Below are 21,000 nucleotides of genomic sequence, written 5' to 3'. Positions count from 1 at the left end.
GGGATCCTTCGGCGCGCTTCGCTCGCTCAGGATGACGATGTGCTGATCCGTGCCTCCGCACCCTGCGCCCCACCCTGCAGCGCCCGCATCCGCGCCTTCGCGCCCTCCTCTGCGCCCGCACTCGTCGACGTCCGCCCAGCCTCCTCGGCGGGGCGCTGCCGCGCAGGGGCGTCGCGACCATCGCGCCGGCCGCGTTCCGGCCGCGCCGCTTCGGGCTCCCTTACGTGCGGAAAAATCGGGCTTTTGGCAACCCGGCACGCCCGGCTCCCCGCTGCGGAAAGCTTACGGCCTGGGGTTTCGCCGCCCGAGACCGCGGCGGCGGCGCCCCGCGACGGCGAAATGGGGAAAAGATTGCCAAAAGCCCGATTTTTCCGCACATAGGGAGGCGAGAACGCGACGGCGCGGGCGCTTCCGGCCGACGCCCCGACCGGAAGCGGGGCCGCGGAACCCCAGTCGGGCGTTACACGCCAAAGAGGGAGTCAGAACGAATGTTTCACATGAAACATTCCGGGCCCCGACGCCCCGCGCTACACCCCTCCCTCACAACGAAGCGACCCCGGCACGCAGAACGCGCCGGGGTCGCTATCGCCGGTCGATGAGGCTTCGGACTAGACCTCGCGCTCCACCACGTCGGCGATGGCGCGCGCGTGGCGCTCGGCTTCTTCGGCGCTGGCGGCCTCCACCATGACGCGCACCACCGGCTCGGTGCCGGAGGGGCGCAGCAGCACGCGGCCCGAGTCGCCCAACTCCGCCTCGGCGGCTTCGACGGCGGCCTGCACGACGGCGTTGCCGTCCACGGCGTGCTTGTCGCCCACGCGCACGTTGATGAGCGTCTGCGGGAAGCGCGTCATCACCGACGCGGCGTCCTCGATGGTGGAACCGGCGCGCTGGCACGCGGCCAGGAACTGGAGCGCCGTCACGAGGCCGTCGCCCGTGGAGTTGTGCTCGAGGAAGATCATGTGGCCGCTCTGCTCGCCGCCGAGGACGAAGCCGCCCTCGCGCATGGCCTCCAGCACGTAGCGGTCGCCCACCTTCGTCTGGACGAGCTCGATGCCCGCGTCGCGCAGGGCATGGGTGAGCCCGAGGTTGCACATGACGGTGGACACGGCGGTGCCGCCGGGCAGCAGGCCGCGCTTGTGCAGGTCGATGGCGCACACGGCCTCCATCACGTCGCCGTCGATCTCGTTGCCCTTGGCGTCCACGAGCATGACGCGGTCGGCGTCGCCGTCGTGCGCGATGCCGACGTCGGCGCCCGTCTCGGCCACGAGCGCGCGCAGCGGCTCGAGATGCGTGGAGCCGCACTGCACGTTGATGTCGGTGCCGTCGAAGTCCTCGTTGACCACGACGACCTCGGCGCCCAGCCGGCGCAGCGCCTCGGCGCTCGTCATGCACGACGCGCCGTGGCCCACGTCGAGCGCCACCTTGAGGCCCGTGAAGTCGATGCCCTCGTTCGCCACCGTGGACACGGCGTGCGCGACATACAGCTCGCAGGCGTCGTCCACCGGCAGCGCCACGCCCACCTCGTCGCCGCCCGGGAGCTCCTCGACCGGCGGGCCGCCCGCGGCCAGATAAGCCTCGATCTCGTCCTCCACCGCATCGGGCAGCTTGAAGCCCTGGCTGTCGAACAGCTTGATGCCGTTGTACTCGGGCGGGTTGTGCGAGGCGGAGATGACGATGCCGCCGTCGCAGTGCAGCTCGCGCACGAGCAGCGCGATGGCGGGCGTCGGGATGATGCCGGCCAAGAGCGCCGTGCCGCCCATCGACATGATGCCGGCGGACACGGCGGCTTCCAGCATGTCGCCGGACAGGCGCGTATCCTTGCCGATGAGGATGGTGGTGCCCTGGAACGCCACGGCGGCCTGGCCCAGCTTGAAGGCCGTCTCGCACGTCAGCTCCTTGTTCGCCACACCGCGAACCCCATCCGTTCCAAATAAACGAGCCATGCTACTTCCCCCTCTTCACGTGATTCTCGTACAGACGGACGGCGCCCTCAGGGCGCTCGGCGTCGGTCATGCGGTTGTTCAGCTCGGCGGCGAACTCGTCGAGTTCGATGCCGTAGCGCTCGAGCACCACCAGCAGGTGGTACACCACGTCGGCAGCCTCGTAACGCAGATGATCCACCGCTTCGTGGTACTCGGCCGGCAGCTCGACGGCCAGCGACTCCTCCTCCACGTCGTTGCCTCGACCGCATTCGAACGCCAGGGCGGCGGCCAGCGACGAGCACGACCAGGACTCGACGTCCTTCGCGGCAAGCGCCACTTCGCCCGCTTCCTCCATGACCTTCTTCAGCACGGTGTCGGGCGAATCGGTGAGCAGACGATGGGTGTAACTCCCCTCGTCGGCGTCGCGCCGCGCCGCGATGGTGGCGGCAAGCGCCTCGAGCGTGGCCCCGATAGGGGATGCGGGCGGCTGCTCGTTTTCCGGTAGGTAGGTTTTGATCGGCATGAGATGGTACCTTTCGAGATGATCATGCGGCTCTTCCCCTTGCGATGGCCGCACGACTTGCAGGTCCTGCAATCCAAGCGCCCGCGCAAGGGAAGGAGACAAAACGGGCAAAGCGAACAAGGGGGCGCGCCTGAGCGCGCCCCCTGTCAACTACTCTTCCACGTCGTCGTCAGCGTTGGATGCTTCTTCTTCATCCTTGCTGGTCAGACCGAAGCCCAGCGATCCCACGGAGCCCAGCAGCGCATCGAGCTCTTCCAGGTTGCGCTGGTAGGAGCGCGGCGGCAGGGCCTCGCCCAGCATGTCCTCGCCCTCGGTGTTGAAGGTCGGGGGCTCGTCGCCGCCGATGAGGATGGTGTCGTCAGGCGAGAACACCATGTCGAGCAGCTGGCTCATGTCGTCGCTCGTGGCCGCGAGGTCGTCCTCGATCACGTGCGTCAGCTCGTGGGCGTCGAGGCCTTCCTTCAGCTCCTCGATGGCCTTCACGCCGATGCCCTCGATGCGCAGCAGGTCCTCCTCGGTGTGACCCACGAGGTCGGCCACCGTCTCGATGCCCGCCTCGGAGAACTTGTTGGCCCAACGCTGCGACACGCCCAGATCGTCGTAGATGTACAGGCGCGCGTCCTCGTCGGACAGCTGCGGGCCGCGATGGCCCAGCGACAGGCCGCTGTAGTAGCTGCCGTAGTTCGTGCCCATGTTGAGGTAGCCGTCGCCGTCGAGCGACCAATCCTGCGGCTGGGGCAGCAGCTCCTCGATGTCGCGGAGCGCTTCCGGCGCGAAGTCGGGCAGCGTCTCGCCCAGCACCGGCGCAACCGGACGACCCTTGTAGGTGAGGCCCACTTCGCGGTAGCGCGAGAGGCCCGTGCCCGCCGGGATCGGCTTGCCGATGATGACGTTCTCCTTGAGGCCGGCCAGATGGTCCACCTTGCCCTCGATGGCGGCGTCGGTGAGCACCTTCGTGGTCTCCTGGAACGAGGCGGCCGACAGGAACGAGTCCGTGGCCAGCGACGCCTTCGTGATGCCCAGCAGCAGCGGCTGGCCCACGGGCGGCTCCTTGCCTTCGGCGATGAGCGCGTTGGCAGCATCCTCGAACTCGAAGCGGTTGACCTGGCGACCCGGCAGGTAGTCGGACTCGCCGGCGTCCATGACGGCCACCTTGCGCAGCATCTGGCGCGCGATGACCTCGATGTGCTTGTCGTTGATGTCCACGCCCTGGGACACGTACACGCCCTGGACCTGGCTCACGATGTAGCGCAGCGTCGTGTTCGGATCGGTGAGGCGCAGCAGGTCGTGCGGGTTCACCGAGCCCTTGGTGAGCTGCTGGCCCACCTTCACTTCGCAGCCGTCCGTCACGCCGGGCAGCATCTGGGCGCGCGCCGACACGACGTACTCGCGGAAGTTGCCCTGCTGGTCGTGGATCGTGATGGTCTTGGACTGCTTGTCGCCCGAGATCTGCAGCGTGCCGGAGATCTCCGCGAGGATGGCGAGGCCCTTGGGCTTGCGCGCCTCGAACAGCTCCTGGACACGGGGAAGACCGTGGGTGATGTCCTCGCCGGCGACGCCGCCGGTGTGGAACGTGCGCATGGTGAGCTGGGTGCCCGGCTCGCCGATGGACTGGGCGGCAATGATGCCCACCGCCGTGCCGATGTTCACCGGACGCGACGTGGCGAGATCCCAACCGTAGCACTTCTGGCACACGCCGTGCTCGGCATGGCAGGTCATGACCGTGCGGATGACGAGCGTCTCGACGCCCGCGGCATCCATGGCCTTGAGCTGGTCCATATGGGTGATGTACTCGCCCGCGCCCAGCAGCACGACGCCGTCGGTGCCCGCCACGTCGTCGAGCAGGCAGCGTCCGATGAGGTTCTCGTCGACGTCGCCCTTCTCGTTGTGCAGCGGGTACGGCACGCCGTCGGTGGTGCCGCAGTCGATCTCGCGGATGATGACGTCCTGGGCCACGTCCACGAGACGGCGGGTCAGGTAACCCGAGTCGGCGGTACGCAGCGCGGTGTCGGCCAGACCCTTACGGGCGCCGTGCGTGGAGATGAAGTACTCCAGGACGGACAGGCCTTCGCGGAAGTTCGCCTTGATCGGGCGGTCGATGATCTCGCCCTTCGGGTCGGACATGAGGCCTCGCATACCGGCCAGCTGGCGGATCTGCTTGATGTTACCACGAGCGCCGGAGAACGCCATCATGTAGATGGGGTTGAACTTGTCGAAGTTCTCGGCCATGGCCTCGCCGACTTCCTCGTTCGCGGCGTTCCAGATGTCGACGACCTGCTTGTGGCGCTCGTCGGGGCTCATGAGGCCCATCTCGTAGTCCTCGTCGATGGCCGCGACCTTCTCGTCGGCGGCAGCCAGGATCTCGCCCTTGTTCGGCGGCACGGTGGCGTCGTACACCGACACGGTGACGCCGGCGCGCGTGGCGTAGTGGAAGCCCGCGTCCTTGAGGCCGTCGAGGATCGCCGGCACGTTGGACAGCTCGTAGCGGTTGCACACGTCCTCGACGAGGCGGCTGATCTCCTTCTTGTTCATCTCGTAGTTGAGGTACGGGTAGTCCTCGGGCAGCACGTTGTTGAACGTGATGCGGCCGATGGTGGTCTCGATGCGCTCGCCGGCCTTGTGCTCCTCGAACACGCCGAAGGCCGTGGCCACCTGCGTGTCCTTGGAGAGGCGCACCCAGATCTTGGCCTGCAGGTCCAGCTCGGCGCGCGCGTCGTAGGCGTTCATGGCGTCGTCGAAGTCGATGAAGAAGCGACCCTCGCCCTCGAAGCCGTCGCGGGCGGCCGTGAGGTAGTACAGGCCGATGATCATGTCCTGGGTGGGCACGGTCAGCGGACGGCCGTGGGCCGGCGACTTGATGTTGTTGGCGGACAGCATGAGCACGCGGGCCTCGGCCTGCGCCTCGGCGCCCAGCGGCACGTGCACGGCCATCTGGTCGCCGTCGAAGTCGGCGTTGAAGGCGGTGCAAACCAGCGGGTGCAGCTTGATGGCCTTGCCCTCGACCAGCACCGGCTCGAAGGCCTGGATGCCCAAACGGTGCAGCGTGGGGGCGCGGTTCAGCAGCACGGGGTGCTCGGTGATGACCTCTTCCAGCACGTCCCACACGTAGCTGGCACCGCGATCGACGGCGCGCTTGGCGGCCTTGATGTTGGCGGCGTACTCCAACTCGACCAGGCGCTTCATGACGAACGGCTTGAACAGCTCGAGCGCCATCTGCGACGGCAGGCCGCACTGGTGCAGCTTGAGCTGCGGGCCGACGACGATGACCGAACGGCCGGAGTAGTCGACGCGCTTGCCCAGCAGGTTCTGGCGGAAGCGGCCTTGCTTGCCCTTGAGCATGTCGGACAGCGACTTGAGCGGGCGGTTGCCCGGGCCCGTGACGGGACGGCCGCGGCGGCCGTTGTCGAACAGGCTGTCGACGGCCTCCTGCAGCATGCGCTTCTCGTTGTTGACGATGATCTCAGGCGCGCCGAGGTCCAGCAGGCGCTTGAGGCGGTTGTTGCGGTTGATGACGCGACGGTACAGGTCGTTGAGGTCCGACGTCGCGAAGCGGCCGCCGTCGAGCTGCACCATGGGGCGCAGGTCGGGCGGGATCACCGGGATGACGTCGAGGATCATGTCCGTCGGCTTGTTCTCGGACTTGAGGAACGCGTCGACCACCTTGAGGCGCTTGATGGCCTTGGCGCGCTTCTGGCCCTTGCCGTTGGCGATGACGTCGCGCAGCTCGTCGGCCGTCGCGGCCAGGTCCATGGCGTCCAGCAGGTCGCGCACGGACTCGGCGCCCATGCCGCCCGTGAAGTAGTCGCGGTAGTTGAGGCGCATCTCGCGGTAGAGGGCCTCGTCCGGCACGAGCTGCTTCGGCTCGATCTTCATGAAGGCGTCGAAGGCGTCCTGACGCAGCGCCTTGCGCTCGTTGAACTCCTCGTAGATGTCGGCGATCTCCTCGTCGACCTCCTCGGCCGTCATGCGCTCGTCCTCGTCCACGTCGTCGACGAAGTCGTCGTCCTCGGGGACGTAGTCCACGGACAGCTTGCGCGTGGCCTCCACGAGGCGGTCGCGCTCGGCGTCCAGCTCCTCGAGGTCGGCGGCCAGCTCGTCACGCAGCTCGTCGGCATCCTCCTCGCGGGCTTCCTTGTCCACCGACGTGATGATGGAGGACGCGAAGTACAGCACCTTCTCGAGCTCCTTCGGCGCGATGTCCAGGAGGTAGCCCAGGCGCGAAGGCGAGCCCTTGAAGTACCAGATATGGCTGACCGGGGCGGCCAGCTCGATGTGTCCCATGCGCTCGCGGCGAACCTTGCTGCGCGTCACCTCGACGCCGCAGCGCTCGCAGACGATGCCCTTGAAGCGCACGCGCTTGTACTTGCCGCAGGCGCACTCCCAGTCCTTCGTCGGGCCGAAGATCTTCTCGCAGAACAGGCCGTCCTTCTCGGGCTTGAGCGTGCGGTAGTTGATCGTCTCGGGCTTCTTCACCTCGCCGCGCGACCAGCTGCGCACGTCCTCGGCGTTGGCGAGCGAAATGCGCAGGGCATCGAAATTGCTTACGTCGAATTCCGTCGTCATTTATCGCTCCTCTCCCTCACCGATCAGGTCGTTCGTATCGTTGTTGCTATCGCCCATCAGCTCTCCCAGCTCGGCGGCAATGCTGTCGAGCGCATTGGCCGCGTCGTCTTCTTCAGTTTTGCGCGCGTCGGCGGCGATGGCCTCGTACAGCGCACGATCGCCGTCTTCCTGGCCGTCGCTTTCCTGCGTCACGTCGATCGTGCGATGATCGTGACCCTCCAGCTCGACGTTCAGGCACAGCGACTTCATTTCCTTCACGAGCACCTTGAAGCTCTCGGGCACCTCGGCGGCCGGGATGTTCTCGCCCTTGACGATGGCCTCGTAGGACTTGACGCGACCCGCGGTGTCGTCGGACTTCACCGTGAGAATCTCCTGCAGCACGTTCGACGCGCCGTAGGCGTAGAGCGCCCACACTTCCATCTCGCCGAAGCGCTGGCCGCCGAACTGCGCCTTGCCGCCGAGCGGCTGCTGCGTGATCAGGCTGTAGGGGCCGGTCGAGCGCGCGTGGATCTTGTCGTCCACCATGTGGCCGAGCTTCAGGATGTAGCTCTGGCCCACCGTGATGGGCTCGCGGAACTTCTCGCCCGTGCGGCCGTCGTACAGCCACGTCTTGCCCGTGCGGGACAGCTGGGGCACGAACTCGTCGCGCGCCAGGTCGCCGAACTTGGCGTGGTTGCGGTTGATGAGGTTGCGGTTCGACTTCTCGATGGCGTCGGAGATCTCCTTCTCCGTGGCGCCGTCGAACACGGGCGTGGCCACGTGCATCGGGCCCTCGACCACCGCGTCGGTCTCCTCCGCGTCGTCCCAGCCCCACTTCGCAGCCCAGCCGAGGTGGTTCTCAAGCAGCTGGCCGACGTTCATGCGGGACGGAACGCCCAGGGGGTTGAGGATGACGTCGATCGGGGTGCCGTCGGCGAGGTAGGGCATGTCCTCCACCGGCAGCACGCGGGAGATGACGCCCTTGTTGCCGTGACGGCCGGACAGCTTGTCGCCCTGCTGCACCTTGCGCTTCTGAGCCACGTAGATGCGCACGAGCTCGTTGACGCCCGGAGCCAGCTCGTCGCCGGCTTCGCGGCTGAAGCGGCTCATGCCGATGACGCGGCCGCCGGAGCCGTGGGGCACCTTGAGGGACGTGTCGCGCACCTCGCGGGCCTTCTCGCCGAAGATGGCGCGCAGCAAGCGCTCCTCGGCCGTGAGCTCCGTCTCGCCCTTCGGCGTGACCTTGCCCACCAGCACGTCGCCCGGGAACACCTCGGCGCCCACGCGGATGATGCCGTCGGCATCGAGGTCGCTGATCATGTCGTCGGAGATGTTCGGGATCTCGCGGGTGATCTCCTCGGGGCCGAGCTTCGTGTCGCGGGCGTCGATCTCGTACTCGGAGATGTGGATGGACGTGAGCAGGTCCTCGGCAACCACGCGCTCGGACACGATGATGGCGTCCTCGTAGTTGTAGCCTTCCCACGGCATGTAGGCCACCATGAGGTTCTGGCCGAGCGCGAGCTCGCCGCCGTCGCAGCTGGGGCCGTCGGCCAGCACGTCGCCCGCCTGCACCTCGTCGCCCTTGCGGACGATGGGGCGGTGGTTGATGCAGCCCGACTGGTTGGAGCGCTGGAACTTCGGCACGAGGTACTCGTCGTACTCGCCGTCGTTGTTCAGCACGATGATGGTCTGGCCGTCGACGTAATCGACGACGCCCGGGTTCTGGGCGACGAGGATCTCGCCGGAGTCGACCGCGATGCGGTGCTCGATGCCGGTGCCGACGAGCGGCGCGTGCGGCTTGAGCAGCGGCACGGCCTGACGCTGCATGTTCGAACCCATGAGGGCGCGGTTCGCGTCGTCGTGCTCGAGGAACGGGATGAGCGAGGTAGCCACCGATACCATCTGGCGCGGGGACACGTCCATGTACTCGACGAGCTCGGGCGCCACTTCGTCGGGCTCGCCGAACACGCCGGCGGCGTCCTTCGTGCGGCAGAGCACGCGGACGGCCTCGTGGAAGTTGCCCTCGTCGTCGAACGTGCCGAACTTGCGGGTCTCGGGGTCGAACAGGTCGTTGGCCTGCGCGATGGTGTAGTTCTCCTCCTCGTCGGCCGTGAGGTAGTCCACGATATCCGTGACCAGGCCCTTCTCGACGCGGCGATACGGCGTCTCGATGAAGCCGTAGGGATTGATGCGGGCGTAGGTTGCCAGCGAGCCGATGAGGCCGATGTTCGGGCCTTCAGGCGTCTCGATGGGGCACATGCGGCCGTAGTGGGACGTGTGGACGTCGCGCACCTCGAAGCCGGCGCGCTCGCGGGACAGGCCGCCCGGGCCGAGGGCCGACAGACGGCGCTTGTGCGTGATGCCGGCAGCGGGGTTCGTCTGGTCCATGAACTGGGACAGCTGCGAGGAGCCGAAGAACTCCTTGATGGCCGCCACGATGGGGCGGATGTTCACGAGGCTCTGCGGCGTGATCTCGTCGGGCTCCTGCATGCTCATGCGCTCGCGCACGACGCGCTCCATGCGCGACAGGCCGATGCGGAACTGGTTCTGGATCAGCTCGCCCACCGTGCGGATGCGGCGGTTGCCGAAGTGGTCGATGTCGTCGGTCTGCACGCCCTCGTCGCCGGCATGGAGCGCCACGATGTACTGCATCGTGCGCACGATGTCGTCGTTGGTGAGCGTGGATGCCTCGTAGTCGGGGTCGAAGCCCAGCTTCTTGTTGATCTTGTAGCGGCCGACCTTCGCCAGATCGTAGCGCTGCGGGTTGAAGAACAGGCCCTCGAGCAGCGTGCGGGCGGAGTCGATGGTGGGCGGCTCGCCGGGACGGAAGCGCTTGTACAGCTCGATGAGCGACTCTTCCTTCGTGGTGGCCGGATCGCGGTCGAGCGTGCGCAGCACCATCTCGTCGTTGCCGAGGAGCTCGATGATCTCCTCGCGCGTCTCGGCCAGGCCGAGGGCGCGCACGAGCAGCGTCGCCGGCTGCTTGCGCTTGCGGTCGATGCGCACGGACAGGATGTCGCGCTTGTCGGTCTCGAACTCGAGCCACGCGCCGCGGCTCGGGATGACCTTCGCGTTGAACAGCACCTTGTCGGACGCCTTGTCGCGCTCGGAGGCGAAGTAGACGCCCGGGGAGCGAACGAGCTGGGAGACAACGACGCGCTCCGTGCCGTTGATGATGAACGTGCCGCGCGGCGTCATGAGCGGGAAGTCGCCCATGAAGACGTCCTGCTCCTTGATCTCGCCGGTCTCGCGGTTGATGAAGCGGATCTCCACGAACAGCGGTGCCTGGTAGGAGACGTCCTTCTCCTTGCACTCGTCCACCGTGTACTTCGGCTCGCCGAACTCGTGCTTGCCGAACTCCACGCACATGTCCTTGGTGTTGTTCTCGATGGGGCTGATATCCTGGAACGCTTGCGCCAGGCCCTCGCCCTTGAAAAACTCAAAGCTGTCCGTTTGGATGGCGATGAGGTTGGGGACGTCCATGACGTCCGGGATCTTAGCGAAGCTTCGCCGATCCCTATAAAGGCTGGTCTGATCAGTCGTTTTTCCTTGAGCCACGAGGCTTTTCCTCCTTCATGTGCACCCGCATTTCTGCGAAAAAGTCGCAATTGCCTAAGATACGTCGGAAGTCAAGGCGAGTCAAGGAAAATTTTTACGAACTGTGGAAATTCTTTGTTGATTCGCCGGTTCAACTGGGACGATGGGAAGGAACCAGTTTCGATTCGCGGCGCAATTTGGAGCTGCATCGTCATAATTCCCAGGGAGAGACTTTTGTTTTGTTCGTTGCGACGATGTGGAATTCGCCGAATCTCAGCTGCGGCCCTCGAATCGGCATGCGAGACTATAGGTTCCAGCGCTTACGGGCGCGCGAACACACTACGAACGAAGTTGAAACGCAGTATACTTGAAGAACAAGGAGGTCCTCATGGGACAATCCAACACGCCGAAGGCGCTCGCCTTGGGAGTATCCCTCTCCCTCGCATGCGGCCTGTTGCCGGGCGCGGCGTTCGCCGAAGAAGCACCGGCCGATGACAGCGCCTCGGGTTCCGCCGACGCGGCCCCTTCGGGCGACGCGGCCAAGCCGGCCGGGTACGACAAGGCCGACTTCTATTCCGACAGCGCCAGCGCGTCGATCGCCCGCGCCCTGATATCCCCGCTTTCGCGCTCGTCGTTCGGGCCGGTGAACCTCTCCGACACGATGAAGTACTTCGCCCGGTACGAGAGCAACCAGAACTACGACCAGGGACTCTCTTGGGGCGACGGCTATCACGCGATGGGCTACTACCAGTTCGACAACCGCTACGCGCTCAAGAGTTTCCTGGTGGCGTGCTACAACTACGATTCCACAAAGTACTCGATGTTCGGGTGGGTGGCGAACACCGACATCTCGGGCGACCTGTACGACTGGGATGCCGGGGAGCTCACCGAGGTGGGCAAGCGACTCAACGACTCGTGGCACACCGCCTACGCCAACAACCCCACCGAGTTCGCCGGGTTGCAGGACAGCTACGCGTACGAGAACTACTACGTGCCCGCCGAGAACTACCTCGCGGGCCGCGGCATCGACATCTCGAACCGCTCCGATGCCGTGAAGAGCCTCTGCTGGGGCTTGGCGAACCTGTTCGGCACGTCGGGATGGCACAAGTTCGTGGGCGGCTGGTCCGACGGGTACGTGAACGGCACCTATTACGACAGCTACAACTACCCCGGCGCCGGGCTGACGAACGACATGACCGACGAGGAGTTCGTCACCGTGCTGTGCGACTACGTCGTGGCGCACGTGGGCGAGTTCTACCAGGGGCAGCCGCAGTACCATGAGGGCTGGGAAAACCGGTACCGGAACGAGAAGGCGGGATACCTGGAGATCCTCCGCCAATCCGCCACCGAGCCGGAGCCGCCGGCGGCCGAGGAACCGGAGGAGCCCGGCGAGGAGCCTTTCCCGCCCGCCGACAACGACACGCTGCCGCCGGACACCACCACCCCGCCGACGGACAACGACAACCCGTCGAACGAACCCGAGGATGAGCCGTCGAACGAGCCGCAGGAGCCCGAGGACACCGTCCCGCCCGCCGACAACGGCACCGATCAAGGCGGCTCGAACGACGTCGTGAAGCCCGACGACAAGGAAGAGGGCACGACGACCCCGCCGACCGAGGACCCGAAGCCCGAGGAAGGAACCAAGCCGGATACCACGCCGCCCTCCGAGGAGACCACGACGCCGCCCGACACCACGACCGGCTCCGACGCCCCCAAGGAGGAGGAGCCCACCAAGGAAGTGGTGGACAAGGAGGAAACCACCCTCGAGGAGCCTTCGACCGCCGCCCAGGAGCCGCGCGACCTGCCCAAGTCCGAAAGCACCGACCAGGCAAGCGAGAACAAGCAGGCCAACGGCGAGGCCAAAACCTCGAGCCTCACCCAAACCGGCGACGACACGCTGAAGGGGCCGCTGGGCGTGGCGCTCGCGTCGGCCGGCGTGGCCGCCATTGCGGGCGCGGCGCTCGCCACACGGCGCATTCTCAAGTAGCGCGCCGCCCTTCTCCATCGCATGCGAACGCCCCGGCAGGTCCGGGGCGTTCTTGCGTTTCGGGATCGTTGCTGCCCTCCGGACACGCTGTAGCGCGCGACGGGCACGCAAATCGGCTCGAAGCTTCCAATTTTTGCGTTTTGCGAACGATTCAGGCGCTTTCGAGCGTTATCGGCGACGAACGCGCACGAGAGGCCGGACATCGCCCCAGGTCGGCGATGTCCGATACTGCGAGCAATGCCCCGATGAGGCCCTGGGCGTTCGCAAAACGCAAAAATTGCCTGGAACTCGGCGATTCGCGCGTCCGGCAGCAGCTCGCTTCGCGCTGGCGCTACAGCAGGCGGCCCTGGAACTTCTCCATGAGGGCGCAGGGCTGGTAGCTCATCTTATTCTCGCGCAGGCCGGGCAGACCGAGATCCTCTTCGAGGTTGAGGTAGGTCGCCTTACCGACGCAGAAGCGGGCCAGCTCGCGCAGCAGCGCGCGCCACACGAACCGGTAGTCGAGGTTGCCCTTGAGCACCATGACGTCGAACGCGCCGCCGGGCAGCACGCTTCCGTACGCGTACCCTTCGACGGTATCACCGATGCGCAGGAGAATGCCTTCGAGGTCGAGTTCCCGGAAGTGGTCCATGTCGAGCAGGATCTTGCGATGCTCGAGTTCGAGAGGATGCTCGTCGGTGCCGCGGCGTCGGCTCGTCTCGAACCACACCTGCTGGTAAGCGCGCAGCTCGTCCATGCCGTCGAGGACGATGGGCTCGAAGGACGCCTCGCGACCGTACAGCTGGAAGAACTTGTTCGTTTCGCGGCGCTTCTTCGCGAGGCCCGGGCCCTCGTAGGCGGCGATGGTGTCGGTGAGGTAGAGGTAGTCGGCGAAATTGCGATCGGAGGAGAATTCGAACGCGCCCGGCAGGTCGGCGGTGAGCCGCTCGCGCTCCTCGGGCGAGAGGCCCACGAGGCACGGCTCGTGGCCTTCGGCGCGCGCTTCGTCCATGAGTTTCCGCACGTCGCGAGCGATGTCCTGCGTGCCGAGCGGCGGGTAGTACGCCACCGCCCCCGGCGCGCGCTCGAGCTGGCGCACGAAGAGCGTGCCGTCCTCGAGGCATATCTGGGTGCCGTACTTCTCGGTGAGCGAGTAGAGGTTGGCGAACCCGAGCGCCGAGTCGTTGCGGCCGAGCGGCAGCAGCACCTCGTTGACGGCGGCTTTGTCCTCTAGGTGGAGCGATCTGAAATCCATGGCCCTGCGTTCCGCTCGAATGATTGCGTGCAGCGGAAAGGATAGCACAGATCGCGGGCGCGCCGGCAGGTGCTGCCGATCTGCAACGAAGCGAGGGGGGGGGAGCTCGCGATGCGCATGCGAGCGAACCGACTCGCAAGAACCGACCGGTCCTTGAGTTTTGCACCCTCGTGGCGCAAAAACCTTGCGAAAAACACCTAGTCTACGAGTTATGCACCCTCGCAAGAGGCTTCGGCGAAGAGCGCGCTTCGCCCGAACTCAGCCCACCAGGGGTTTCTCCCGTGCTCCCGCTGAGCTATGCGCGAAAAGGGCCGCCACGAGGGTGCAAAACTCGAGGACGCAGAAAGGATGGGACCCTTCTACCCGACAAGCGCACCCAGGCAGGGCGCGAATACGGGACGCCCGCATCCACTAGAGAAGCGGCTCGAGCTTCAGCTCGCGCACGACGGTGCCGTCGGCGGACTCCTCCAGCACGTTGTACGACCGACACAGCGCGACGGGAAGGCCCTGCACGGCTGCGACGTGGCGCGGGTGGAAGGCCAAGCTGCGACCGTCGTCCTCCAGCGCGAACGCGCCGACGCCGCACGCCTCGAGCGCACGCTGCACGAGGGGCACGTCGCCGTCGAACACCTTCATCGTCTTGAGGAAGAAATCGTGCTCGTCGCGTTCGTACACGCCGTCGTCGAGCGGGCGGGAAGCGTTCTGCAGGCAGATCTGGTCGCGGTTCTTGTTCTCGAGCGAGCAGTAGTGCACGCCGAGCGACAACCCCTCGTCGAGCGCGAATTCCAGCAGCTCGAGGCACAGAAGTTCGCTGCCCGCCAGCGGCAGGCCGCCGGCGTAGCCGTAGTTGTACAGCACGGGGAACGGCGGGTTCTTCACCGCGAAGCCGCGGCGCTCGAACTCGTCCCACGCGCCCAGGGGGTAGCAGAACTCCAGCAGGTTGATGCCGAACGCGCCCAGGCGGTCGAGCTCGCGCAAGAGGGCGCGCATGCGCTCGCCGGTGCCGGGGACCACGGGCATCTCCACCATCACGTGCGCGATGAAGCGCGTCGCGAGCGCCAGGCGCGCGAGCGCGTCGTCGATGTCGTCCTCGCCGTCGTCGAGCTTGATGCTCATGCGCAGCTCCGCGAGCCCCGCGTCGCGCAGGCGCGCGAGCAGCGGCTCGTCGAGGAAGTCGCCGGCGGTGTACAGCCGGATATGCGCGTCGGGAAAACGCTCGTGGACGTAGGCGCAGAACGCCACGGCCTCGTCGGCGTGGAGCAGCGGCTCGCCGCCCGTCAGCCCCACGTGCGTGACGTCGCCGCCGCACGCGGCAGCGAACGCGTCCACCTCGTCGCGCCACGCGTCGTTCAGGCGCAGGTGGTCGGCGTAGTCGGCCTGGTTGGCGTTGAAGCAGAAGTAGCAGGACCGGTTGCACGCGAGCGACAGGAAGAACGTCTTGCTCCCCCGCCCGCCCGTGCAGGCCACGCACGCCGACGACAGTCCGCCGCACACGATGCTGGCATCGCCGTTGCGGAAGCGCGCGCCCTTCGCACGCAGGCGCTCCTTCGCCGCGCGGACGGCGTCCGCGTCGGCGTCGCGCGGCGCGATGCGGATGCCCCAGCGGCCAAGCTGCGCCAGGTAGTCGGCCTCGATGTCGGCGTACTCGTCGAGCCACGCGCGCAGCGTGGGCCGCGCCTCAAGCGGATCGGTGCTCATCGCTCAAACCTCCGTCGTCGTGCGCGGGCGCCTTCGGCGTGCCGCGTCGTTTCAGAAGATTGTACAGCGACCCCGCGTGCACGGCCACGTGAACGAGCAAAAGGGCGAGCAACGCCTTCGCCGCGATGGCGTGCAGAGGGCCCCACGCGTAGTACCCGTCCACGTACAGGCCGAACGCCTGCAGCACGGTGCCCGAAATGCCCAGGCCCGACACGAGCACTACCATGAACGCGACGAGGAGCGCCGCGTCGAGCGCCAGGTGCCCCACGCGCGCCGGACCCGCCCCGCGGCCGAGCCGCGCCAGCGTGGCCGCGACCCAATCCGCATGCAGCACGCAATGGACGAGCACCGGCACCAGCAGCGCCAGGCCCAGCCATTCGTGCACGGGCACGCCCGTGAGCGCCGGAAGGGCCGCAGCCGCGTACACGAGAAGCGCCGCAGCGTCGATGAAAAGCGTCCGTTTCACCCAGTCATCGCCCCCTTACAGCTTCCGTACGATCAGGATGAGCAGCCCGACGAGGGCCACCGGCGCCAGGATCCACAGGTTCAGGCTCGCGTCGGACGCCCGGTAGTAGCGCGTCGAGAGCGTGTCCCACGCATGGCATTCCACGCTCGCGCAGCCCGCCTCGGGACACACCATCTCGTGCTCGCCGTCGGGCTGGGGCACGTCGCCGAAGCCGTGGCACGACCCCGACGCGCAGCCCACCGCCGGGCAGGCCGAATCGGGCTCGATGGCGCGGGGAAGCCCCACGGTGGGGTTCGCGGCGGCCACGGCGCCGAACACCACGGCCCCCACGAGGAAGAACGTCGCCAGGGTGATGACCGTTTTTCTCAGCATCGCATGTACCGCCCCTTCACCGCGCGCGGCGGGACGCCCTTGGAGGAAGGCGCCCCGCCGAAGACGGCCGTAGAATCTAGTGCGACTGCTCGGTGGGCTTCAACGGCAGGAACTTGAGCCCCAGCAGGAGCAGGAGCGCGCCCAACCCGACGACGCCCACCATGACGCCGAACTCGAGCGGCGACGGGAAGTACACCATCGCACCGCCCGCGCTCTGCAGCGCCGCGCCCGCATCCGTGAGCCCCGGGCCCGACACGACGGCCGGCATGTCGAGGTTCGGGATCTGGAAGCCGCCCACGAGCAGCTGCACGCGCTTGCAGAAGATGCCCACGATGGCCAGCACCGCGGCGACCACGATGAGCGGGTTCGTGCGCAGCTTCGGCACGAAGGCGATCACGGCGGTGGCGGCGCAGCCCAGCACCTCGATCCAGAAGAACGGTGCCAGCGCGCCGGTGGTCAGCATGGCCACGATGTCGGCGCCCGACCCGGCCGGAAAGCCCTCGGTCAGCAGGTCGCAGCCGAAGAAGTACAGGTCCACCAGCACGAACACGCCCAGCAGCTTCAGCATCTTCACGACGTGCTTCTGGTCGAGCTGCAAATAGCCGGCGCGGCGCAGCGCGATGACCACGACGAGCACGAGGGCCACGCCGCACACGAGGGCCGACGACACGAACCAGGGGCCGAGCAGCGCGGTGTGCCACATCTCGCGCCCCTGCTGCAGGCCGAAGATCCAGGCCGTCACCGAGTGCACGAGCACGGCGCACACGAGCGCGATGGCCGACACGACGCGCAGGCCCGTCGCGGAACCTTTGCCGCCTTCGAAGCGCAGCATCGCCCACAGATACACGATGGACAGGATAAGGTACGTGCCCAGCACGATGATGTCCCACATGAGCGGCGAGCCGAGGTTCGAGTAGGCGAACAGCTCCCACAGGCGCAGCGGTTGGCCGAGGTCGACCACCACGAAGCCGATGGCCAGCACCGTGCAGCAGATGGACGTCCACACGGCGATCTTCGAGATGCCGCCGAAGCCCTCCACCCCGAACACGCGCGGCGCGCTCGAGATGATGAGGCCGCCGGCGGACAGGCCCACGAGGAACATGAACATCGTGATGTAGAGCCCCCACGAGTCGAGGTTGCGCATGTTGGTGTTCACCATGCCGCCGGTGAGCTGGAACACCCACAGGGCCAGGCCCGCCACCGTGATGATCGCGGCCACCGCGATGGCGATGGTGAGCCCCTTGCCGCCGAACTTGGCAGCAGGAGCCTTGGCGGGCTGGGCCGCCGATACGTTCTCAGTCATGATCTCTCCCCCTTACACGAGGTAGTACACGGACGGCTTCGTGCCTTCGCTCGCCAGCAGCTGCTCGTACGAGCGCTCCTTGATGAGCTTCGACACCTCCGACTCCGGGTCGTCAAGGTCGCCGAAGTGGCGCGCGCGGGCAGGGCACAGGTCCATGCAGGCGGGCACTTCGCCGCGCGCGAGGCGCTGGTAGCAGAACGTGCACTTCTCCACCGTGTGCTTCTGGTGCGGCGCGATGTCCGCGTCGCCGATGGCGTGCTCGGTAGAGTACTTCGGCTCGTCCCAGTTGAACGAGCGCACGCCGGTGTACGGGCACGCCGCCATGCACATGCGGCAGCCGATGCACTTGTCGTAGTCCTGGCGCACGACGCCCGTCTCGGGGTCCTTGTACGTGGCGCCCACGGGGCACACCTTCGTGCAGGCCGGGTTCTCGCAATGCTGGCAGCTGACGGGGATGTAGCGCATGGACACGTCGGGGAAGATGCCGGCCGGCGTGTCGATCTCGTCGCCGCCCTCGGTGAGCACGCGGCTCCACCAGTTCGTGTCGGGCAGGTTGTTCGTCATCTTGCACGCCATGGAGCAGGCATTGCAGCCTACGCACCGCTTCGTGTCGATGACCATTCCGTAATGGGCCATTACCGCTCACCCCCTTCGTACTTCTCGACTTCGCAGAGGAAATCGTAGAACGCGCTGTTCGAGACGAAATCGTTCATGAAGATGTTCGTGAGGTCCTGCGTGTGGCCCTCGACGAACTGGTCGGCCTGCCACCCGTGCGGGATGGAGACGACGCCCGGCTTGATGCCCTCGGTCACGCGCGCCTTGAGCACGGCGTACCCGTGGTCGTTGTACACGCGCACGTAGTCGCCCTGCTCGATGCCGCGCGCGGCGGCGTCGGAGGCGTTCACCTTCAGCAGCGGCTCGGGCTCGAGCTCGCGCAGCCACGGCGTGTGGGCGCACTGCGAGTGCACGTGGTACTTCGGGTGCTCGCTGCAGCCCATGAGCGGGTACTTCTCGCGCAGCGGGTTCTCCCAGTACGCCTCGTTGGCGTGCTCGTAGTGCGGCAGGCGCTCGTAGTCGGCGATCTCCTGGCCGAAGTTGTTGCGCGGCGTCGGCTTCTCGATGTAGTACTGCAGACGCTGCGTGGGCGTGCTGACGAACGTGTCCACCAGCGACTTCTCCGTGAACGCGAAGTTCTTCACGGGCTTGTCCTTGTGGAAGTCATCGTAGCCGCAGCCGCCCGCGATGTTGGCCGGCGTGTCGATGATGGCGCGCAGGAACTCCTCGTCGGACTTGGCGTAGATCTGGCTCATGCCCAGCTTGTCGGCGATGAGGCGCATGATCTCGAGGTCGGTCTTGCACTCGTACAGCGGGTCGATCACCTTGTGGTAGTACGTCGGGAACGGCGTGGAGCCGCCGCCGTCGAAGTCCTCGGTCTCGTAGGCGTGCGTGACGGGCAGCAGCACGTCGGCGTAGCGCGCCGTGTCGGTGAGGTTGACGTCGGCGCACACGACGAAGTCGACTTTCTTCACGGCCTCGACCAGCTGCGCGCGGCCCGACTCGCAGGACAGCATGTTGCCGTTCGTGCAGAACAGCATGCGGATGTCGAGGTCCTTGCCGGCCCACTGCTTCGTCTCGAGGATCTGGGGCAGGTACATGCCGCAGATGTTGAGCGCCACCTTGCCCAGCATGTACTCGGCGGAGTTCGTGGGCATGGACGTGCCGTAGGCGCGGAACAGCATGGCGCCGGGCTTGCCCGCGTTGCCGGTGAGCGCGCCGATAAGCGAGAGGTTCTTGTAGTTGTGGTGCGAGTTCACGTGGTGGCCGATGCCCTGGTACGTGAGCACGGCAACGGGGCCCTCGGTGGCGTAGGTCTTCGCCAGCATCTCGACGGTCTCGACGGGCAGGTCGCAGATCTCAGCGGCCTTCTCCACCGTGAATTCCTTGATGGAGTCGAGCGTCTTCTGGTACACCGTCTGCACCGCCACGCCCTCGTGCTCGAAGCTGCCCAGCAGCACCGGGTCGGCAGCCTTGGCGGCCGCGACGGGACCGTCCGTCGCCGCGTCCCACACGACGTTCGGGTCGATGACGCTCGGCTGGCCCGTGTAGGGGTTGATGGGCCCCTCGGTGGGCTCGACGCCCAGGTCGCTCAGGCGGAAGTACGTGCCGTCCTCCTTGATGAGCAGCGGCGAGACGGTCTTCTGCTTCATGAAGTCCTCGTCCACCAGGCCGTTCTCGACGATGTAGTTCGCCATGCCCAGCATGAGCGCGCCGTCGGTGCCGGGGCGGATGGGGACGTAGACGTCCGAGTGCATGGCCGATGCCGTGAACTGCGGGTCGATGGTGATGAGCTTGGCGCCCTTCTCGCGCGCCTGGCACACGAACTGCCAGTCGTGGATGTAGGCCTCGGCCGGGTTGCCGCCCCACGCCATGATGGTTTTGGCGTTGGCGATGTCGGCGCAGTCGTTGCCCGTGACGGCGAGGTCGGACATCTGGGTTTTGAGCTGGGCGTAGTCGGCGCTCGCTCCGAGCACCGTGATGCCGGTGGACGTGATGAAGCGGCCGTAGGCCACCGACATGAAGCCGGCGGATGTGCCGTTCAGCACGTTGTTGGAACCGTAGGACGTCCACAGGGCCACCGACGAGGGGCCGTGCTGCTCCATGATGGCGCCGATCTGCGTGGACACGATCTCGATGGCCTCGTCCCAGCTGATGCGCTCCCAATCGCCGTTGCCGCGCGCTTCCCCGTTCGGGTTCTCGGGGCTCCAGCTGGCGCGCTTCATGGGGTACTTCAAACGGTCGGGCTCGTACAGGCGCTGGGGCTGGGTGTAGCCCTTCACGCACAGACGGCGGCGCACGTTGTCATCGCCCGGCAGCTGCGCTGCGGTGGTGCGCACGACCTTGCCCTCGCGCACGACCACTTCCTGCGGGCACCGGCTGCCGCAGTTGCCGCGGCAGGACGTGCGGAACACCTGCTCGCCATCGACGGCGGCGGCTCCTTCCGCGTGGGCCTGCACGGGTGCAAGGGCGGCGCCCGTCCCCGCGACGGCTGCGACGCCTGCGACGGCACCGGTCGTCTTCAGGAAGCTCCTGCGCGTGAGTCCGCCGTGCGGGCTCTTCGTTTCCGACATGTCTCCTCCTCCATTCTTGCTGCAGAATGCCTAGGGGATGTCCGGATGAAGGTGAGCGTTCCGCGAACGGCTGTCCCCTTCGGCTGCGCGGCGCGTCGGTGCGCACGAGCGCGTTTTCCGAGATGTCCCCCTCATATCAGAAATCGGCCGATTCCTTCTGTCCCGCATTCTGCCATACGTCACTATGATTATCAATAACGATGTATGACAGAATATGACAGACGATTATTCTATTTTTAGGATATAGAGATTGAACTGGGGGTTCTTTTGCTGATTGCGCCGATCATG

At 66.6% G+C, this 21,000-nt stretch carries 12 protein-coding genes; 1 reads left to right on the top strand and 11 read right to left on the bottom strand.

Translation table 11 applies throughout. The features are described 5' to 3' along the window. Positions 1 to 608: 608 nt before the first annotated feature. From glmM to rpoB, 4 genes are all read right to left on the bottom strand, one after another. Positions 609 to 1,943: a phosphoglucosamine mutase gene (glmM, locus tag GS424_RS04140; protein ID WP_160942973.1), complete on the bottom strand. Its 1,335-nt coding sequence runs from the start codon at positions 1,941 to 1,943 to the stop codon at positions 609 to 611. 1 nt (position 1,944) lies between these two features. Beyond that, a complete protein-coding gene (hisE, locus tag GS424_RS04135; RefSeq protein WP_160942974.1) occupies positions 1,945 to 2,445 on the bottom strand; it encodes a phosphoribosyl-ATP diphosphatase in 501 nt (166 codons plus the stop codon). Between the two features lie 150 nt (positions 2,446 to 2,595). Next, a complete protein-coding gene (locus tag GS424_RS04130) occupies positions 2,596 to 7,008 on the bottom strand; it encodes a DNA-directed RNA polymerase subunit beta' (RefSeq protein ID WP_160942975.1) in 4,413 nt (1,470 codons plus the stop codon). Next, positions 7,009 to 10,545 (bottom strand): DNA-directed RNA polymerase subunit beta, encoded by a 3,537-nt coding sequence (gene rpoB, locus GS424_RS04125; protein WP_160942976.1) that lies wholly within the window; start codon positions 10,543 to 10,545, stop codon positions 7,009 to 7,011. It lies immediately after the preceding gene. Between the two features lie 367 nt (positions 10,546 to 10,912). On the opposite strand from rpoB, the gene GS424_RS04120 reads away from it, so the two are divergent. After that, positions 10,913 to 12,511, top strand: coding sequence for a VgrG-related protein (locus tag GS424_RS04120; protein ID WP_160942977.1), 1,599 nt, complete (start codon positions 10,913 to 10,915; stop codon positions 12,509 to 12,511). A gap of 331 nt (positions 12,512 to 12,842) precedes the next feature. Here GS424_RS04120 and GS424_RS04115 read toward each other — a convergent pair whose 3' ends face one another. From GS424_RS04115 to GS424_RS04085, 7 genes are all read right to left on the bottom strand, one after another. Continuing rightward, positions 12,843 to 13,745: a DUF2156 domain-containing protein gene (locus tag GS424_RS04115; protein WP_160942978.1), complete on the bottom strand. Its 903-nt coding sequence runs from the start codon at positions 13,743 to 13,745 to the stop codon at positions 12,843 to 12,845. A gap of 411 nt (positions 13,746 to 14,156) precedes the next feature. Beyond that, on the bottom strand, positions 14,157 to 15,443 hold the full coding sequence (locus GS424_RS04110) for a radical SAM protein (RefSeq protein WP_160942979.1): 1,287 nt from the start codon (positions 15,441 to 15,443) through the stop codon (positions 14,157 to 14,159). Then, positions 15,424 to 15,909 (bottom strand): DUF4405 domain-containing protein, encoded by a 486-nt coding sequence (locus tag GS424_RS04105; RefSeq protein WP_160942980.1) that lies wholly within the window; start codon positions 15,907 to 15,909, stop codon positions 15,424 to 15,426. Before GS424_RS04105 ends, GS424_RS04110 begins: the two co-directional genes overlap by 20 nt. Before the next feature lie 15 nt (positions 15,910 to 15,924). Next, positions 15,925 to 16,281, bottom strand: a complete 357-nt coding sequence (locus GS424_RS04100) for a hypothetical protein (protein WP_160942981.1) — start codon at positions 16,279 to 16,281, stop codon at positions 15,925 to 15,927. 76 nt (positions 16,282 to 16,357) lie between these two features. Continuing rightward, positions 16,358 to 17,584 (bottom strand): NrfD/PsrC family molybdoenzyme membrane anchor subunit, encoded by a 1,227-nt coding sequence (gene nrfD, locus GS424_RS04095; protein ID WP_160942982.1) that lies wholly within the window; start codon positions 17,582 to 17,584, stop codon positions 16,358 to 16,360. Between the two features lie 12 nt (positions 17,585 to 17,596). Then, positions 17,597 to 18,220, bottom strand: coding sequence for a 4Fe-4S dicluster domain-containing protein (locus GS424_RS04090; protein ID WP_154334964.1), 624 nt, complete (start codon positions 18,218 to 18,220; stop codon positions 17,597 to 17,599). Beyond that, positions 18,220 to 20,712 (bottom strand): molybdopterin-containing oxidoreductase family protein, encoded by a 2,493-nt coding sequence (locus GS424_RS04085; protein ID WP_160942983.1) that lies wholly within the window; start codon positions 20,710 to 20,712, stop codon positions 18,220 to 18,222. The genes GS424_RS04090 and GS424_RS04085 overlap by 1 nt, the downstream gene beginning before the upstream one ends. Between the last annotated feature and the right edge of the window lie 288 nt (positions 20,713 to 21,000).

The organism is Eggerthella guodeyinii, from assembly GCF_009834925.2.
Taxonomy (GTDB): domain Bacteria; phylum Actinomycetota; class Coriobacteriia; order Coriobacteriales; family Eggerthellaceae; genus Eggerthella; species Eggerthella guodeyinii.
Note: the sequence above shows the minus strand (reverse complement) of the source record. Positions and strands in the feature narration are given on the sequence as shown.

Excerpts from the sequence above, each read along its gene's own strand:
- glmM (WP_160942973.1), bottom strand. The coding sequence starts at position 1,943 with ATGGCTCGTTTATTTGGAACGGATGGGGTTCGCGGTGTGGCGAACAAG.
- hisE (WP_160942974.1), bottom strand. The coding sequence starts at position 2,445 with ATGCCGATCAAAACCTACCTACCGGAAAACGAGCAGCCGCCCGCATCC.
- GS424_RS04130 (WP_160942975.1), bottom strand. The coding sequence starts at position 7,008 with ATGACGACGGAATTCGACGTAAGCAATTTCGATGCCCTGCGCATTTCG.
- GS424_RS04120 (WP_160942977.1), top strand. The coding sequence starts at position 10,913 with ATGGGACAATCCAACACGCCGAAGGCGCTCGCCTTGGGAGTATCCCTC.
- GS424_RS04115 (WP_160942978.1), bottom strand. The coding sequence starts at position 13,745 with ATGGATTTCAGATCGCTCCACCTAGAGGACAAAGCCGCCGTCAACGAG.
- GS424_RS04110 (WP_160942979.1), bottom strand. The coding sequence starts at position 15,443 with ATGAGCACCGATCCGCTTGAGGCGCGGCCCACGCTGCGCGCGTGGCTC.
- GS424_RS04100 (WP_160942981.1), bottom strand. The coding sequence starts at position 16,281 with ATGCTGAGAAAAACGGTCATCACCCTGGCGACGTTCTTCCTCGTGGGG.
- nrfD (WP_160942982.1), bottom strand. The coding sequence starts at position 17,584 with ATGACTGAGAACGTATCGGCGGCCCAGCCCGCCAAGGCTCCTGCTGCC.
- GS424_RS04090 (WP_154334964.1), bottom strand. The coding sequence starts at position 18,220 with ATGGCCCATTACGGAATGGTCATCGACACGAAGCGGTGCGTAGGCTGC.
- GS424_RS04085 (WP_160942983.1), bottom strand. The coding sequence starts at position 20,712 with ATGTCGGAAACGAAGAGCCCGCACGGCGGACTCACGCGCAGGAGCTTC.